Here is a 15,703-nt window from a genome sequence, read left to right as displayed (position 1 = left end):
ATTCCGCAACCGTGGCTTCCACGAACGACCTCAAGAACGGCATGGTGCTCAAGCTCGAGGGCGGCCAGCTCTGGTCCGTCGTCGAGTTCCAGCACGTCAAGCCCGGCAAGGGCCCGGCCTTCGTGCGCACCAAGCTCAAGAACGTGCTCTCCGGCAAGGTCGTCGACAAGACGTTCAACGCCGGCGTCAAGGTCGAAACGGCCACCGTCGACAAGCGCGACATGCAGTTCTCCTACATGGACGGCGACTACTTCGTCTTCATGGACATGGAGACCTACGACCAGCTCCACATCGACCGCAAGGTCGTCGGTGACGCCGCGAACTTCCTCGTCGAGGGCTTCGAGGCCACCGTCGCCCAGCACGAGGGCGAGGTGCTCTTCGTCGAGCTGCCCGCCGCGGTCGAGCTGAGCATCGCCGAGACCGAGCCGGGCGTCCAGGGCGACCGCTCCACCGGCGGCACCAAGCCCGCGACGCTGGAGACCGGCCACCAGATCCAGGTCCCGCTCTTCATCACCACCGGTGAGAAGATCAAGGTCGACACCCGCACGAGCGACTACCTCGGCCGGGTGAACAGCTAACCGTGGCTGCCCGTAACACGGCCCGTAAGCGTGCCTTCCAGATCCTCTTCGAGGGCGACCAGCGCGGGGCGGACGTCCTGACGGTCCTCGCGGACTGGGTCCGGCACAGCCGGACCGACACCCGGCAGCCGCCGGTGAGTGAGTACACGATGGAGCTCGTCGAGGGCTACGCGAAGTACGCGCAGCGGATCGACGAGCTGATCGCGCAGTACTCGGTCGGGTGGACGCTGGACCGGATGCCGGTGGTCGACCGCAACATTCTGCGTATGGGCGCGTATGAACTGATATGGGTCGACGAGACTCCGGACGCCGTGGTGCTGGACGAGATGGTGCAGCTGGCGAAGGAGTTCTCGACGGATGAGTCGCCCGCGTTCGTGAACGGTCTGCTGGGGCGCCTGAAAGAACTGAAGCCGGGGCTGCTCCGCAGGGAGTCGGAGTAGCCCCGCAGGGGTGCCTGCGCGGGGTTCTCTGACGGTCGTGTGTGATTGCTCGCGCGCACGCGGCGGAGGCGCACAGCGAAACAGCCCCGCGCCCCTTACCGGGGCGCACCCCGCACTCCGGCAAGGCGCCGTGCCCTTGACGAAAGCCGCCGGGGTGGGCGGAACCATACGGTTCCGGCCACCCCGGCGGCACGTTTCTGCTGGGAGCCTCAGGCTCTCAGCTCTCGTCGTGGGAGACGGAGCGGCGCGCGTCCGCGTCGAGGACACCCCAGCTGATCAGCTGCTCGGTGAGCACGGAGGGGGACTGGTCGTAGATGACGGCCAGTGTGCGCAGGTCGTCCTGGCGGATCGACAGCACCTTGCCGTTGTAGTCACCGCGCTGGGACTGGATCGTCGCCGCGTAGCGCTGCAGGGGGCCCGCCTTCTCGGCCGGCACGTGGGCCAGGCGCTCCAGGTCCAGCACGAGCTTCGGCGGCGGCTCGGCGGCCCCGCCGGGAGTGGTGCCCGGCAGCAGCTCCTGCACCGGAACCCCGTAGAAATCGGCCAGTTCGGCGAGGCGCTGCACGGTGACGGCGCGGTCGCCGCGCTCGTACGAACCGACCACGACCGCCTTCCAGCGTCCCTGGGACTTCTCCTCGACACCGTGGAGGGAAAGGCCCTGCTGGGTGCGGATGGCCCGGAGCTTGGCCCCGAGCTGTTTGGCGTATTCGCTGGACATATGGCTCCCGGACGCTGTGTCGACGTGCGGTGGTGCCGCACGGCTGGTGACTCACTGTGAGGTTACGCAGCGTTACTCTGCCCCGTCAAGCCGAATGGTCCGTACCGACTCTTCCGTGGTAGCCCCCTGTCCGTTACGCCAGGGGTGTGATCAGGGCCGGTCGATCGGGCCTGCTAACGTGGGTGGCGCAAATCCGACGTCCTTTAAGGTCCGTCCCGTGAGGCGGAGAAGGAGGTCCGTTTCGTATGGACTCGCAAGCGCAAGATCCGAGGCCCGTGCTCGAGGGCCCTGACATCGCGCGGGTGCTGACCCGCATCGCCCACGAGATCGTCGAGCGCGCCAAGGGCGCCGACGACGTGGTGCTCCTCGGAATCCCGACGCGGGGCGTCTTCCTCGCCCAGCGGCTCGCCGCCAAGCTCGAGGAGATCACCGAGCGCAAGATCCCGGTCGGCTCGCTCGACATCACCATGTACCGCGACGACCTGCGCCTGCAGCCCCCTCGTGCGCTGGCCCGCACGGAGATCCCCGGTGACGGAATCGACGGCAGGCTCGTCGTCCTCGTCGACGACGTGCTCTTCTCCGGCCGCACCATCCGCGCCGCGCTCGACGCGCTGAACGACATCGGCCGCCCGCGCGCGGTGCAGCTGGCGGTCCTCGTCGACCGCGGCCACCGGGAACTGCCGATCCGCGCCGACTACGTCGGCAAGAACCTCCCCACGTCGCTGCGGGAGACGGTCAAGGTCCAGCTCGCCGAGGAGGACGGTCGGGACACCGTCCTGCTCGGCGCGAAGCGGACCACCCCGGGCGCCCAGCACTAGCGCTCCGGCGTACGGCCCGCCGTGCGCCCCCAGTCGCGCTCGTGCGCGCCCGCATGCCCGGCCGCGCCCTGGTGGCGAGGCCCCGCCTCCCGATCTGACCTGCCTACGGAGCCTGAAAGATGCAGCGCCATCTCATCTCGGCCGCCGACCTCACCCGTGACGACGCCATCCAGATCCTCGACACCGCCGAGGAGATGGCCAGGGTCGCCGACCGGCCGATCAAGAAACTGCCCACCCTGCGCGGCCGCACCGTCGTCAACCTCTTCTTCGAGGACTCCACCCGGACCCGGATCTCCTTCGAGGCCGCGGAGAAGCGCCTCTCCGCGGACGTGATCAACTTCTCCGCCAAGGGGTCGAGCGTCTCCAAGGGAGAGTCCCTCAAGGACACCGCCCAGACCCTGGAGGCCATGGGGGTGGACGCCGTCGTGATACGGCACGGTGCCTCGGGTGCCCCGTACCGCCTGGCGAACTCCGGCTGGATCGACGCCGCCGTCATCAACGCCGGTGACGGCACCCACCAGCACCCCACCCAGGCCCTGCTGGACGCCTTCACCATGCGCCGCCGGCTGGTCGGCCGGGACGCCGGGCTCGGCCACGACCTCGGCGGCCGTCGCGTCACCATCGTCGGTGACGTCCTGCACAGCCGCGTCGCCCGCTCCAACGTCGACCTGCTGCACACCCTCGGCGCCGAGGTCACGCTGGTCGCACCGCCCACGCTGCTGCCGGTCGGCATCGAGTCCTGGCCCTGCGAGATCAGTTACGACCTCGACGCCACCCTGCCCAAGTCCGACGCGGTGATGATGCTGCGCGTGCAGCGCGAGCGCATGAACGCCGCGTTCTTCCCGACCGAGCGCGAGTACTCCCGGCGATACGGCCTCGACGGCGAGCGCATGGGGCGGATGCCCGAGCACGCCATCGTCATGCACCCCGGCCCGATGGTGCGCGGGATGGAGATCACCGCTCAGGTCGCCGACTCCGAGCGCTGCACCGCGATCGAGCAGGTCGCCAATGGGGTCTCCATCCGCATGGCCGTGCTGTACCTGCTGCTCGGCGGTGCCGTGTTCGAGTCCAAGAACGCCTCCGCCGCCCCCCAGAACCGTACCGAGGAGAAGTAAGTACAGATGAGCAAGATCCTGATCCGTGGTGCGAAGGTGCTCGGCGGCGAGCCGCAGGACGTGCTGATCGACGGAGAGACCATCGCCGAGGTGGGTTCCGGGCTGTCCGCCGAGGGCGCCGGTCGTGCCGGAGGCGCGCAGGATGTGACCGTTGTCGAGGCCGACGGCCAGGTGCTGCTGCCGGGGCTCGTCGACCTGCACACCCATCTGCGCGAGCCCGGCCGCGAGGACTCCGAGACCGTGCTGACCGGTACGCGGGCGGCGGCGAGCGGCGGCTACACCGCGGTGTTCGCCATGGCCAACACCTTCCCGGTGGCCGACACCGCCGGTGTCGTCGAGCAGGTGTGGCGACTGGGCCGGGAGCACGGCTACTGCGACGTGCAGCCCATCGGCGCCGTCACGGTCGGTCTGGAGGGCAGGAAGCTCGCCGAGCTCGGCGCGATGCACGAGTCGGCGGCGGGCGTCACCGTCTTCTCGGACGACGGCAAGTGCGTGGACGACGCCGTGATCATGCGCCGGGCGCTGGAGTACGTGAAGGCCTTCGGCGGTGTCGTCGCCCAGCACGCGCAGGAGCCGCGGCTGACCGAGGGCGCCCAGATGAACGAGGGCGTCGTCTCGGCGGAGCTGGGGCTGGGCGGCTGGCCCGCGGTGGCCGAGGAATCGATCATCGCCCGGGACGTGCTGCTCGCCGAGCACGTCGGCTCGCGCGTGCACATCTGCCACCTCTCCACCGCCGGGTCCGTCGAGATCGTGCGCTGGGCGAAGTCCCGCGGCATCGACGTCACCGCCGAGGTCACCCCGCACCACCTGCTCCTCACGGACGAGCTGGTCCGCACGTACAACCCGGTCTACAAGGTCAACCCGCCCCTGCGCACCGAGCGCGACGTGCACGCCCTGCGTGAGGCGCTCGCCGACGGCACGATCGACATCGTCGCCACCGACCACGCCCCGCACCCGCACGAGGACAAGGACTGCGAGTGGGCCGCGGCCGCCATGGGCATGGTCGGGCTGGAGACCGCCCTGTCCGTGGTCCAGGAGACGATGGTCGACACCGGGCTGCTGGACTGGGCGGGTGTCGCCGACCGCATGTCGTTCACCCCGGCGAGGATCGGCCGGGCCACCGGTCACGGCCGCCCCGTCTCGGCAGGTGAGCCCGCCAACCTCACGCTCGTCGACACGGCATACCGTGGGTCCGTGGACCCCGCGGGCTTCGCTTCGCGCAGCCGCAACACCCCGTACGAGGGCCGCGAGCTGCCGGGCCGTGTCACGCACACGTGGCTCCGGGGCAAGGCCACGCTCGTCGACGGGAAGCTCACGTGACACCACTCATCTCGATCGCCGCCGAACAGAAGTCGGCCGAAGTGACCGACTGGGCCGCCCGCATCGGCTGGGTGGTCGGACTCCTCCTCTTCGTCGCGCTCGTCTACTGGCTGATGCGCGAGGGCTGGAAGTGGCGCGCCACCCTCCAGGGCGACCTCCCCGAGCTGCCGACCGTGCCGGACGACCCGGGCGAGGCGAGACTGACGATGAGCGGGCGCTACCACGGCTCCACCACCGCCGGGCAGTGGCTCGACCGCATCGTGGCGCACGGCCTGGGCACCCGCAGCCGTGTCGAACTCACGCTGACGGACGCGGGCCTGGACGTCGTACGCCCCGGAGCGACCGACTTCTTCGTCCCCGCCGGGCAGCTGCGCGAGGCCCGCCTCGACAAGGGCATCGCCGGCAAGGTCCTCACCGAGGGCGGACTGCTCGTCGTCACCTGGGCGCACGGCGACCGGCTGATCGACTCGGGCTTTCGCTCCGACCGCGCGGCCGAGCACAACGAGTGGGTCGATGCCCTCAACTCCATGAACAAGACGATCACGACGGAAGGCGCCGAACGATGACGACCTCCACTCGGGGAGCCACCAGGGTTCCCGCCGTACTCGTCCTGGAGGACGGCCGGATCTTCCGCGGCCGTGCCTACGGGGCCGTGGGGGTGACCTTCGGCGAGGCCGTGTTCTCCACCGGGATGACCGGCTACCAGGAGACCCTCACCGACCCCTCGTACCACCGCCAGGTCGTCGTGATGACCGCCCCGCACGTCGGCAACACCGGCGTCAACGACGAGGACCCGGAGTCGAAGCAGATCTGGGTCTCGGGCTACGTCGTACGCGACCCCGCGCGCGTGCCGTCCAACTGGCGCTCCCGGCGCTCGCTGGACGAGGAACTGCGCCAGCAGGGCGTCGTCAGCATCAGCGGCGTCGACACCCGAGCCCTCACCCGTCACCTGCGCGAGCGGGGCGCCATGCGCGTCGGCATCTTCTCCGGAGAGGCGCTGCCCGACGAGGGCACCATGCTCACGGAAGTGCGCCAGGCCCCCGAGATGAAGGGCGCCGACCTGTCCGCCGAGGTCGCCACCAAGGAGCCGTACGTGGTCCCGGCGATCGGCGAGAAGAGGTTCACCGTCGCCGCCGTCGACCTCGGCATCAAGGGCATGACCCCGCACCGCATGGCCGAGCGCGGCATCGAGGTGCACGTGCTCCCGGCGACGGCGACCGCCGAGGACGTCTTCGCCGTGAACCCGGACGGCGTGTTCTTCTCCAACGGCCCGGGCGACCCGGCCACCGCCGACCACCCGGTCTCCGTCATGCAGGCGGTGCTGGAGCGCGGTACGCCGCTGTTCGGCATCTGCTTCGGCAACCAGATCCTGGGGCGCGCGCTCGGCTTCGGCACCTACAAGCTGAAATACGGCCACCGCGGCATCAACCAGCCGGTGCAGGACCGTACGACCGGCAAGGTCGAGGTCACCGCGCACAACCACGGCTTCGCCGTCGACGCCCCGCTCGACAAGGTCTCCGACACCCCTTACGGCCGCGCCGAGGTCTCCCACGTGTGCCTCAACGACAACGTGGTGGAGGGGCTGCAGCTCCTCGACCGCCCGGCCTTCAGCGTCCAGTACCACCCCGAAGCGGCAGCCGGCCCGCACGACGCCGCCTACCTGTTCGACCGCTTCGTATCCCTGATGGAGGGCCAGCGTGCCTAAGCGCACCGATATCCAGTCCGTCCTGGTCATCGGCTCCGGCCCGATCGTCATCGGCCAGGCCGCCGAGTTCGACTACTCCGGCACCCAGGCGTGCCGTGTCCTGAAGGCCGAGGGCCTGCGCGTCATCCTGGTGAACTCCAACCCGGCGACGATCATGACCGACCCGGAGATCGCCGACGCGACGTACGTCGAGCCGATCACGCCCGAGTTCGTCGAGAAGATCATCGCCAAGGAGCGGCCGGACGCGCTGCTGCCCACCCTGGGTGGCCAGACGGCCCTCAACACCGCCATCTCGCTGCACGAGAGCGGTGTGCTGGCGAAGTACGGCGTGGAGCTGATCGGCGCCAACGTGGAGGCGATTCACAAGGGCGAGGACCGCGACCAGTTCAAGCTGGTGGTCGACGCGGTTCACAGCAAGATCGGGCACGGCGAGAGCGCACGCTCGGTGATCTGTCACTCCATGGACGACGTGCTGAAGGGCGTCGACGAACTCGGCGGCTACCCGGTCGTCGTCCGCCCCTCCTTCACCATGGGCGGCGCCGGCTCCGGCTTCGCGCACGACGAGGAGGAGCTGCGCCGCATCGCGGGCACGGGCCTCACGCTGTCCCCGACCACCGAGGTGCTCCTGGAGGAGTCCATCCTCGGGTGGAAGGAGTACGAGCTGGAGCTGATGCGCGACAAGCACGACAACGTCGTGGTCGTATGCTCCATCGAGAACTTCGACCCCATGGGCGTGCACACCGGTGACTCGATCACGGTCGCGCCCGCCATGACGCTCACCGACCGCGAGTACCAGATCCTGCGGGACATCGGCATCGCCGTCATCCGCGAGGTCGGCGTCGACACGGGTGGCTGCAACATCCAGTTCGCGGTCAACCCCGAAGACGGCCGTGTCATCGTCATCGAGATGAACCCGCGGGTGTCGCGCTCGTCGGCCCTCGCCTCCAAGGCGACCGGTTTCCCGATCGCCAAGATCGCCGCCAAGCTCGCCGTCGGCTACACGCTCGACGAGATCCCGAACGACATCACCGAGCAGACCCCGGCCTCCTTCGAGCCGACGCTCGACTACGTGGTCGTGAAGGCGCCGCGGTTCGCCTTCGAGAAGTTCCCGCAGGCCGACTCCACGCTGACCACCACCATGAAGTCGGTGGGCGAGGCCATGGCCATCGGCCGCAACTTCACCGAGGCGCTGCAGAAGGCGCTGCGGTCGCTGGAGAAGAAGGGCAGCCAGTTCACGTTCGTCGGCGAGCCCGGCGACAAGGCCGCCCTCCTCGAAGAGGCCGTCCGGCCGACCGACGGGCGGATCAACTCCGTCATGCAGGCCATCCGCGCGGGCGCCACGCCGGAAGAGGTCTTCGAGGCCACGAAGATCGACCCGTGGTTCGTCGACCAGCTCTTCCTGATCAAGGAGATCGCGGACGAGCTGGCCGCCGCCGAGCGGCTGGACGCCGGCCTGCTCGCGGAGGCGAAGCGGCACGGCTTCTCCGACCAGCAGATCGGCGAGATCCGGGGGCTGCGCGAGGACGTCGTGCGCGAGGTCCGCCACGCGCTGGGCGTGCGCCCGGTGTACAAGACGGTCGACACCTGCGCCGCCGAGTTCGCGGCGAAGACGCCGTACTTCTACTCCTCCTACGACGAGGAGAGCGAGGTCGCGCCCCGCGAGAAGCCGGCCGTCATCATCCTGGGCTCCGGTCCGAACCGCATCGGCCAGGGCATCGAGTTCGACTACTCCTGCGTCCACGCCTCCTTCGCGCTGAGCGACGCGGGCTACGAGACCGTGATGGTCAACTGCAACCCGGAGACGGTCTCCACGGACTACGACACCTCCGACCGCCTGTACTTCGAGCCGCTGACGCTCGAGGACGTGCTGGAGATCGTCCACGCCGAGACGCTGGCCGGACCCATCGCGGGCGTCGTCGTCCAGCTCGGCGGGCAGACCCCGCTGGGCCTGTCACAGGCGCTCAAGGACAACGGCGTACCGATCGTGGGCACCTCACCCGAGGCCATCCACGCCGCCGAGGACCGCGGCGCCTTCGGGCGTGTGCTCGCCGAGGCGGGGCTCCCCGCGCCGAAGCACGGCACGGCGACGACCTTCGCGGGCGCCAAGGCCATCGCCGACGAGATCGGCTACCCGGTCCTGGTGCGGCCGTCGTACGTCCTCGGCGGGCGCGGCATGGAGATCGTCTACGACGAGGCGCGCCTGGAGGCGTACATCGCCGAGTCGACCGAGATCAGCCCCTCCCGGCCCGTCCTGGTCGACCGGTTCCTCGACGACGCCATCGAGATCGACGTCGACGCCCTGTACGACGGCGAGGAGCTGTACCTCGGCGGCGTCATGGAGCACATCGAGGAGGCCGGCATCCACTCCGGCGACTCGGCGTGCGCCCTGCCACCGATCACCCTCGGCGGGTTCGACATCAAGCGGCTGCGGGCCTCGACCGAGGCCATCGCCAAGGGCGTTGGCGTCCGCGGCCTGATCAACATCCAGTTCGCGATGGCCGGCGACATCCTGTACGTCCTGGAGGCCAACCCGCGCGCGTCCCGTACGGTCCCCTTCACGTCCAAGGCCACGGCCGTGCCGCTGGCCAAGGCGGCGGCCCGGATCTCGCTGGGCGCGACCATCGCCGAGCTGCGGGCCGAGGGCATGCTGCCGGCGAACGGCGACGGCGGCACCCTGCCCCTCGACGCGCCGATCTCCGTCAAGGAGGCGGTCATGCCGTGGTCGCGCTTCCGCGACATCCACGGCCGCGGCGTGGATACGGTGCTGGGCCCGGAGATGCGCTCCACGGGTGAGGTCATGGGCATCGACTCGGTCTTCGGCACGGCGTACGCCAAGTCGCAGGCAGGCGCGTACGGTCCGCTGCCGACCAAGGGCCGGGCGTTCATCTCGGTCGCCAACCGCGACAAGCGCTCGATGATCTTCCCGGCGCGTGAACTGGTCGCCCACGGCTTCGAGTTGCTCGCCACGTCCGGCACCGCCGAGGTGCTCAAGCGCAACGGCATCAACGCCACCGTGGTGCGCAAGCACTCCGACGGCGAGGGCCCGAACGGCGAGAAGACCATCGTCCAGCTCATCCACGACGGCGAGGTCGACCTCATCGTCAACACCCCGTACGGCACGGGCGGCCGCCTCGACGGCTACGACATCCGTACGGCGGCGGTGGCGCGCTCGGTGCCGTGCCTGACGACGGTCCAGGCGCTCGCCGCGGCCGTCCAGGGCATCGACGCCCTCAACCACGGGGGCGTGGGCGTCCGTTCACTCCAGGAACACGCGGAGCACCTGACCGCGGCCCGCGACTAGCAGCCCTGAGGGGGACACCGGAAACGGTGTCCCCCTCTTCATGAGGCCCCGTGGGGCTCCAAGAGGACATGACCATGTACAAGCTTTTCTTCCGTCTGGTTTTCAAACGGATGGACCCGGAGCAGGCGCACCACCTGGCCTTCCGCTGGATCCGCCTGGCCGCCCGCGTCCCCGTACTGCGCACGTTCGTAGCCGCCGCCCTCGCGCCCCGCTACAAGGAGCTGCGGACGGAGGCCTTCGGGCTCCGCATGCACGGCCCGTTCGGGCTGGCCGCCGGCTTCGACAAGAACGCGGTGGCCATCGACGGAATGTCGATGCTCGGCTTCGACCACGTCGAGATCGGCACGGTGACGGGGGAGCCGCAGCCCGGCAACCCGAAGCAGCGGCTGTTCCGGCTGGTGAAGGACCGTGCCCTGATCAACCGCATGGGCTTCAACAACGAGGGGTCGCTGACGGTGGCCGCGCGTCTGGCCTCCCGCGAACCCGTCTTCCGGACCGTCGTGGGCGTCAACATCGGCAAGACCAAGGTCGTCCCGGAGGCCGAGGCCGTCGAGGACTACGTGAAGTCGACCGAGCGGCTGGCTCCGTACGCCGACTACCTGGTCGTGAACGTCTCCTCGCCCAACACGCCCGGACTGCGCAACCTCCAGGCCACCGAGGCGCTGCGCCCCCTGTTGAGCGCCGTCCGCGAGGGAGCCGACCGCAGGGTCGCCGACCGCAGGGTCCCGCTGCTGGTGAAGATCGCCCCCGACCTCGCGGACGAGGACGTCGACGCGGTCGCCGACCTCGCCGTGGAGCTGGGTCTGGACGGCATCATCGCCACGAACACCACCATCGCGCGCGAGGGACTCGGTCTGAGGTCCGAACCCTCCCTCGTGAAGGAGAGCGGCGGGCTCTCGGGCGCACCGCTGAAAGCGCGCTCCCTGGAGGTGCTGCGCCGCCTCTACGCGCGCGTGGGCGACCGGATCACCCTGGTGGGCGTCGGTGGCATCGAGAACGCCGAGGACGCCTGGCAGCGCATCCTGGCCGGTGCCACGCTGGTCCAGGGGTACAGCGCCTTCATCTACGAGGGCCCGTTCTGGAGCCGCGCGCTGCACAAGGGTCTCGCCGCACGCCTCCGTGCGAGCCCGTACGCCACCCTCGCCGACGCGGTCGGCGCCGACGTCAGGAAGGCAGGGAAGACGGCATGAGTGCTCTGGAACCCTTCGGTGCGCGCCTGCGGCGCGCCATGGACGAGCGCGGCCCGCTGTGCGTCGGCATCGACCCGCACGCGTCCCTGCTCACCGACTGGGGCCTGAACGACGACGTCGCGGGGCTCGAGCGGTTCAGCCGCACCGTCGTGGAGGCGCTGGCCGACCGGGTGGCCGTGCTGAAGCCGCAGAGCGCGTTCTTCGAGCGCTTCGGATCGCGCGGCGTCGCCGTCCTGGAGAAGTCGGTCCAGGAGGCCCGTGCCGCGGGAGCCCTGGTCGTCATGGACGCCAAGCGCGGTGACATCGGCTCGACCATGGCCGCGTACGCGGAGGCCTTCCTGAGCAAGGACGCACCGCTGTTCTCGGACGCCCTGACCGTGTCGCCGTATCTCGGCTACGGCTCGCTGAAGCCGGCCGTGGACCTCGCGCGCGAGAGCGGGGCCGGCCTGTTCGTGCTGGCGCTGACCTCCAATCCGGAGGGGCGCGAGGTCCAGCACGCGGTCCGCACCGAGGACAGCGGCGGCCGGAACGTCGGAGCGACCGTGCTGGCGCACCTCGCGGCCGAGAACGCGGGGGAGACGCCCATGGGGTCCTTCGGCGCGGTCGTCGGGGCCACTCTGGGTGACCTGTCGTCGTACGACTTGGAGATCAACGGGCCGCTCCTGGCACCCGGGATCGGTGCCCAGGGAGCCACTCCGGCGGACCTCCCGGGGGTCTTCGGGGCAGCCGTGCGGCATGTCGTCCCGAACGTCAGCAGGGGTGTTCTTCGTCACGGTCCGGACGCCGTGGCGCTCCGCGCGGCCGCGGAGGGCTTCGCGGCGGAGATCGGTGCCGTCGTGGCGGGCTCCTGAGTCCTCCGATGAGTGCCTCACGAGTGCCTCGCGGACGGTCTGACTCCGGGCTTGAGTCTGAATACATTCTCAAATCCAGGGTGATACGCCTGTTATGTCCGACTCCAGGGAGGCTGACCAGGACTTTTCCGCTGTTCTCGCTGACTCAGGCGCGCTTGGCCGCTAGTCTCCGACGAGTGGGGACACCTCCCACGCTTTCAAGGCAGTGAGGGAGAGCGGGCAAGCGTGTTGCTCGTAGCTCCCCAGGTGTGGGGCGACTAGGTTCCTCACCGGTCCGTATCCGACAGTTCGACATCCGAGGTGACGTAGGCGTGGCTCTTCCGCCCCTTACCCCTGAACAGCGCGCAGCCGCGCTCGAAAAGGCCGCCGCGGCTCGCCGGGAGCGGGCCGAGGTCAAGAATCGACTCAAGCACTCCGGCGCCTCTCTTCACGAGGTCATCAAGCAGGGCCAGGAGAACGACGTCATCGGCAAGATGAAGGTCTCCGCCCTTCTTGAGTCCCTGCCGGGCGTGGGCAAGGTCCGCGCCAAGCAGATCATGGAGCGACTCGGTATTTCCGAGAGCCGCCGCGTGCGTGGCCTCGGCTCCAACCAGATCGCCTCCCTGGAGCGCGAGTTCGGCAGCACCGGCTCCTGATTCCTGCGCGCCGGGGATTGCTGGAATAATCGCTGCATGGCTGCAACACCCCGGGGGACGACCCCCGTACCCCCGGACGTACGTCCGCGGCTGACCGTGCTCTCCGGCCCCTCAGGGGTCGGCAAGAGCACGGTCGTCGCCCATATGCGCAAGGAACATCCCGAGGTCTGGCTCTCGGTGTCGGCGACGACCCGAAAGCCCCGTCCCGGTGAGCAGCACGGAGTCCACTACTTCTTCGTCACCGACGACGAGATGGACAAGCTGATCGCCAACGGTGAGCTGCTGGAGTGGGCCGAGTTCGCCGGCAACCGCTACGGCACGCCGCGGGGCGCCGTGATCGAGCGGCTGGAGGCGGGTGAGCCCGTTCTCCTGGAGATCGACCTCCAGGGTGCCCGGCAGGTCCGTGAGTCCATGCCCGAGGCGCAGCTGGTGTTCCTGGCTCCTCCCTCCTGGGAGGAACTCGTGCGCAGACTCACCGGGCGGGGCACCGAACCGCCCGAGGTGATCGAGCGCCGCCTCGACGCGGCCAAGGTCGAACTCGCGGCCGAGCCGGAGTTCGACGTCACCCTGGTCAACACCTCCGTCGAGGACGTGGCGCGTGAGCTGCTAGTCTTGATGGACGTAGTGTGATCGTTTTCGATCCCATCCCCCCTTTCGGAAGGTAGAGCGTGTCCTCTTCCATCACCGCGCCCGAGGGCATCATCAACCCGCCGATCGACGAGCTCCTCGAGGCCACCGACTCGAAGTACAGCCTCGTGATCTACGCGGCCAAGCGTGCCCGCCAGATCAACGCGTACTACTCGCAGCTCGGCGAGGGCCTCCTCGAGTACGTCGGTCCGCTCGTCGACACCCACGTCCACGAGAAGCCGCTCTCGATCGCCCTGCGCGAGATCAACGCGGGTCTGCTGACCTCCGAGGCCGTCGAGGGCCCGGCACAGTAGTGACGCAGTAGTATTTTCAGCCTGCGGCTGACTTATCCACAGGCCCGGCAGCGCGACTGCCGGGCCTGTGGTGTGTCATAGACGGGTACGCCGATGAGCCGTGGCGTGCACGTGACTGTCGAGTGCGGGGAGGCCCGGTGGGCAAGCCGAAGGTCGTTCTGGGGGTCAGCGGTGGCATCGCCGCCTACAAGGCGTGCGAACTGCTCCGGCGGCTGACCGAGTCCGGGCACGACGTGCGGGTCGTCCCCACCGCGTCCGCACTGCACTTCGTCGGCGCCGCCACCTGGTCGGCCCTCTCCGGCAACCCCGTCTCGACCGAGGTGTGGGACGACGTCCACGAGGTCCCACACGTCCGCATCGGGCAGCAGGCCGACCTCGTGGTCGTGGCCCCCGCCACCGCCGACACACTCGCGAAGGCGGCCCACGGCCTGGCCGACGACCTGCTGACGAATACGTTGCTCACCGCGCGCTGCCCGGTCGTCTTCGCCCCCGCCATGCACACCGAGATGTGGGAGCACCCGGCCACCCAGGAGAACGTGGCGACGCTGCGCCGCCGCGGTGCCGTGGTCGTCGAGCCCGCCGTCGGCCGGCTCACCGGCGTCGACACCGGCAAGGGGCGGCTGCCCGATCCCGCCGAGATCTTCGAGGTCTGCCGCAACGTGCTCGCGCGTGGGGTCAGGGAGCCCGACCTGGCCGGCCGCCATGTGGTCGTCAGCGCCGGAGGCACCCGCGAACCCCTCGACCCCGTCCGCTTCCTCGGCAACCGCTCCTCCGGCAAGCAGGGGTACGCCCTGGCCCGTACGGCCGCGGCCCGGGGCGCCCGGGTCACGCTGATCGCCGCGAACACGGGGCTCTCCGACCCGGCCGGCGTCGACGTCGTGCGGGTCGGTACCGCGGTCCAGCTGCGCGAAGCGGTCCTCAAGGCCGCCCCGGACGCGGACGCCGTGGTGATGGCTGCCGCGGTGGCGGACTTCCGTCCTGCGGAGTACGCGGCCGGGAAGATCAAGAAGAGGGACGGCCAGGACCCCGACCCGATCACCCTGGTCCGCAACCCCGACATCCTCGCGGAGATATCGGCCGATCGCCCCCGCCCCGGCCAGGTGATCGTCGGATTCGCCGCCGAGACGGACGACGTCCTCGCCAACGGACGCACGAAGCTCGAGCGCAAGGGCTGCGATCTGCTCGTAGTGAACGAGGTCGGCGAGCGCAAGACGTTCGGCTCAGAGGAGAACGAGGCCGTGGTGCTCGGAGCCGACGGCAGTGAGACCCCGGTGCCGTACGGACCGAAGGAAGCGCTGGCCGAGACCGTGTGGGACCTGGTGGCGGACCGCCTGAACTGAGGGTTTCCTCCGCGCCAACAAACCCTGAACCGCCGCACAATGGCGCGTGGCGACCCTGGCGAACATCGATCCACTGTGGGCAGAATGCGGGTGTCGCAGGTCACAGCATTTCCGAGAGGCGAGACACCTGGGCCCGCGGCAGAGTCCGACCGATAAACTGTTCTCGGACGACGCCGGGCGCAGCCCCCGTCCCGTCCGCCAATGATCAGTCAGCAGCCGCTGCAACCCCAGGGAGCGTTGTGTCCCGTCGCCTGTTCACTTCGGAGTCCGTCACCGAGGGCCACCCCGACAAGATCGCTGACCAGATCAGCGACACCATTCTCGACGCGCTTCTGCGCGAGGACCCGACGTCCCGGGTCGCGGTCGAGACGCTGATCACGACCGGCCTGGTGCACGTGGCCGGCGAGGTCACGACCAAGACGTACGCGCCGATCGCCCAGCTCGTCCGCGACAAGATCCTCGAGATCGGTTACGACTCGTCGAAGAAGGGCTTCGACGGCGCGTCCTGTGGTGTCTCGGTCTCCATCGGCGCCCAGTCCCCGGACATCGCGCAGGGTGTGGACACGGCGTACGAGTCCCGGGTCGAGGGCGACGAGGACGAGCTGGACCGGCAGGGCGCCGGTGACCAGGGTCTGATGTTCGGCTACGCGACCGACGAGACGCCCACTCTGATGCCCCTGCCGGTCTTCCTGGCGCACCGCCTGTCGAAGCGCCTCTCCGAGGTCCGCAAGAACGGCACGATCCCGTACCT

General features: G+C 69.6%; 16 protein-coding genes. 15 read left to right on the top strand and 1 reads right to left on the bottom strand.

Features of this window, described 5'->3' with window-relative positions; genetic code table 11:
• Positions 1–11 precede the first annotated feature (11 nt).
• A complete protein-coding gene (gene efp, locus ACZ49J_RS35450; RefSeq protein WP_467455040.1) occupies positions 12–578 on the top strand; it encodes an elongation factor P in 567 nt (188 codons plus the stop codon).
• Positions 579–580: 2 nt separating this feature from the next.
• Positions 581–1,018, top strand: a complete 438-nt coding sequence (gene nusB, locus ACZ49J_RS35445; protein WP_467455041.1) for a transcription antitermination factor NusB — start codon at positions 581–583, stop codon at positions 1,016–1,018.
• Between the two features lie 217 nt (positions 1,019–1,235).
• Here the strand turns inward: nusB and bldD are convergent, their stop codons facing one another.
• A complete protein-coding gene (gene bldD, locus ACZ49J_RS35440) occupies positions 1,236–1,736 on the bottom strand; it encodes a transcriptional regulator BldD (RefSeq protein WP_467455042.1) in 501 nt (166 codons plus the stop codon).
• 245 nt (positions 1,737–1,981) lie between these two features.
• Between bldD and pyrR the strand changes: the two genes are divergently transcribed.
• The 13 genes from pyrR to ACZ49J_RS35375 all read left to right on the top strand — a co-directional run.
• Positions 1,982–2,554, top strand: a complete 573-nt coding sequence (gene pyrR, locus ACZ49J_RS35435; RefSeq protein ID WP_467455044.1) for a bifunctional pyr operon transcriptional regulator/uracil phosphoribosyltransferase PyrR — start codon at positions 1,982–1,984, stop codon at positions 2,552–2,554.
• A gap of 119 nt (positions 2,555–2,673) precedes the next feature.
• On the top strand, positions 2,674–3,669 hold the full coding sequence (locus ACZ49J_RS35430) for an aspartate carbamoyltransferase catalytic subunit (protein ID WP_467455045.1): 996 nt from the start codon (positions 2,674–2,676) through the stop codon (positions 3,667–3,669).
• 6 nt (positions 3,670–3,675) lie between these two features.
• Positions 3,676–4,989, top strand: a complete 1,314-nt coding sequence (locus tag ACZ49J_RS35425) for a dihydroorotase (RefSeq protein WP_467455047.1) — start codon at positions 3,676–3,678, stop codon at positions 4,987–4,989.
• On the top strand, positions 4,986–5,555 hold the full coding sequence (locus tag ACZ49J_RS35420) for a PH-like domain-containing protein (RefSeq protein ID WP_467455048.1): 570 nt from the start codon (positions 4,986–4,988) through the stop codon (positions 5,553–5,555). Before ACZ49J_RS35425 ends, ACZ49J_RS35420 begins: the two co-directional genes overlap by 4 nt.
• On the top strand, positions 5,552–6,694 hold the full coding sequence (gene carA / locus ACZ49J_RS35415; RefSeq protein WP_467455050.1) for a glutamine-hydrolyzing carbamoyl-phosphate synthase small subunit: 1,143 nt from the start codon (positions 5,552–5,554) through the stop codon (positions 6,692–6,694). The genes ACZ49J_RS35420 and carA overlap by 4 nt, the downstream gene beginning before the upstream one ends.
• Positions 6,687–9,995, top strand: coding sequence for a carbamoyl-phosphate synthase large subunit (carB, locus tag ACZ49J_RS35410; RefSeq protein WP_467455051.1), 3,309 nt, complete (start codon positions 6,687–6,689; stop codon positions 9,993–9,995). The genes carA and carB overlap by 8 nt, the downstream gene beginning before the upstream one ends.
• 74 nt (positions 9,996–10,069) lie before the next feature.
• Positions 10,070–11,185 carry a quinone-dependent dihydroorotate dehydrogenase gene (locus ACZ49J_RS35405; protein WP_467455053.1) on the top strand — a complete coding sequence of 372 codons (1,116 nt, stop codon included), beginning with the start codon at positions 10,070–10,072 and terminating at the stop codon, positions 11,183–11,185.
• Complete coding sequence (pyrF, locus tag ACZ49J_RS35400) at positions 11,182–12,036, top strand: orotidine-5'-phosphate decarboxylase (RefSeq protein ID WP_467455054.1); 855 nt, start codon at positions 11,182–11,184, stop codon at positions 12,034–12,036. Before ACZ49J_RS35405 ends, pyrF begins: the two co-directional genes overlap by 4 nt.
• Positions 12,037–12,347: 311 nt before the next feature.
• Positions 12,348–12,671: an integration host factor gene (locus ACZ49J_RS35395; RefSeq protein WP_003977346.1), complete on the top strand. Its 324-nt coding sequence runs from the start codon at positions 12,348–12,350 to the stop codon at positions 12,669–12,671.
• A gap of 36 nt (positions 12,672–12,707) precedes the next feature.
• Positions 12,708–13,301, top strand: a complete 594-nt coding sequence (gene gmk / locus ACZ49J_RS35390; RefSeq protein ID WP_467455056.1) for a guanylate kinase — start codon at positions 12,708–12,710, stop codon at positions 13,299–13,301.
• Positions 13,302–13,339: 38 nt separating this feature from the next.
• Positions 13,340–13,612 carry a DNA-directed RNA polymerase subunit omega gene (rpoZ, locus tag ACZ49J_RS35385; RefSeq protein WP_003982715.1) on the top strand — a complete coding sequence of 91 codons (273 nt, stop codon included), beginning with the start codon at positions 13,340–13,342 and terminating at the stop codon, positions 13,610–13,612.
• A gap of 137 nt (positions 13,613–13,749) precedes the next feature.
• Positions 13,750–14,952 carry a bifunctional phosphopantothenoylcysteine decarboxylase/phosphopantothenate--cysteine ligase CoaBC gene (gene coaBC / locus ACZ49J_RS35380; RefSeq protein ID WP_467455058.1) on the top strand — a complete coding sequence of 401 codons (1,203 nt, stop codon included), beginning with the start codon at positions 13,750–13,752 and terminating at the stop codon, positions 14,950–14,952.
• A 239-nt stretch (positions 14,953–15,191) separates the two neighbouring features.
• The coding region (locus ACZ49J_RS35375) for an S-adenosylmethionine synthetase N-terminal domain-containing protein (protein ID WP_467455059.1) at positions 15,192–15,703 on the top strand (512 nt) is incomplete at its 3' end.

This window comes from Streptomyces sp. NPDC030840, assembly GCF_055572015.1.
This window is presented reverse-complemented; position numbering and strand designations above follow the sequence as displayed.

Excerpts from the sequence above, each read along its gene's own strand:
- ACZ49J_RS35430 (WP_467455045.1), top strand. The coding sequence starts at position 2,674 with ATGCAGCGCCATCTCATCTCGGCCGCCGACCTCACCCGTGACGACGCC.
- carA (WP_467455050.1), top strand. The coding sequence starts at position 5,552 with ATGACGACCTCCACTCGGGGAGCCACCAGGGTTCCCGCCGTACTCGTC.
- bldD (WP_467455042.1), bottom strand. The coding sequence starts at position 1,736 with ATGTCCAGCGAATACGCCAAACAGCTCGGGGCCAAGCTCCGGGCCATC.
- pyrF (WP_467455054.1), top strand. The coding sequence starts at position 11,182 with ATGAGTGCTCTGGAACCCTTCGGTGCGCGCCTGCGGCGCGCCATGGAC.
- pyrR (WP_467455044.1), top strand. The coding sequence starts at position 1,982 with ATGGACTCGCAAGCGCAAGATCCGAGGCCCGTGCTCGAGGGCCCTGAC.
- ACZ49J_RS35405 (WP_467455053.1), top strand. The coding sequence starts at position 10,070 with ATGTACAAGCTTTTCTTCCGTCTGGTTTTCAAACGGATGGACCCGGAG.
- gmk (WP_467455056.1), top strand. The coding sequence starts at position 12,708 with ATGGCTGCAACACCCCGGGGGACGACCCCCGTACCCCCGGACGTACGT.
- ACZ49J_RS35425 (WP_467455047.1), top strand. The coding sequence starts at position 3,676 with ATGAGCAAGATCCTGATCCGTGGTGCGAAGGTGCTCGGCGGCGAGCCG.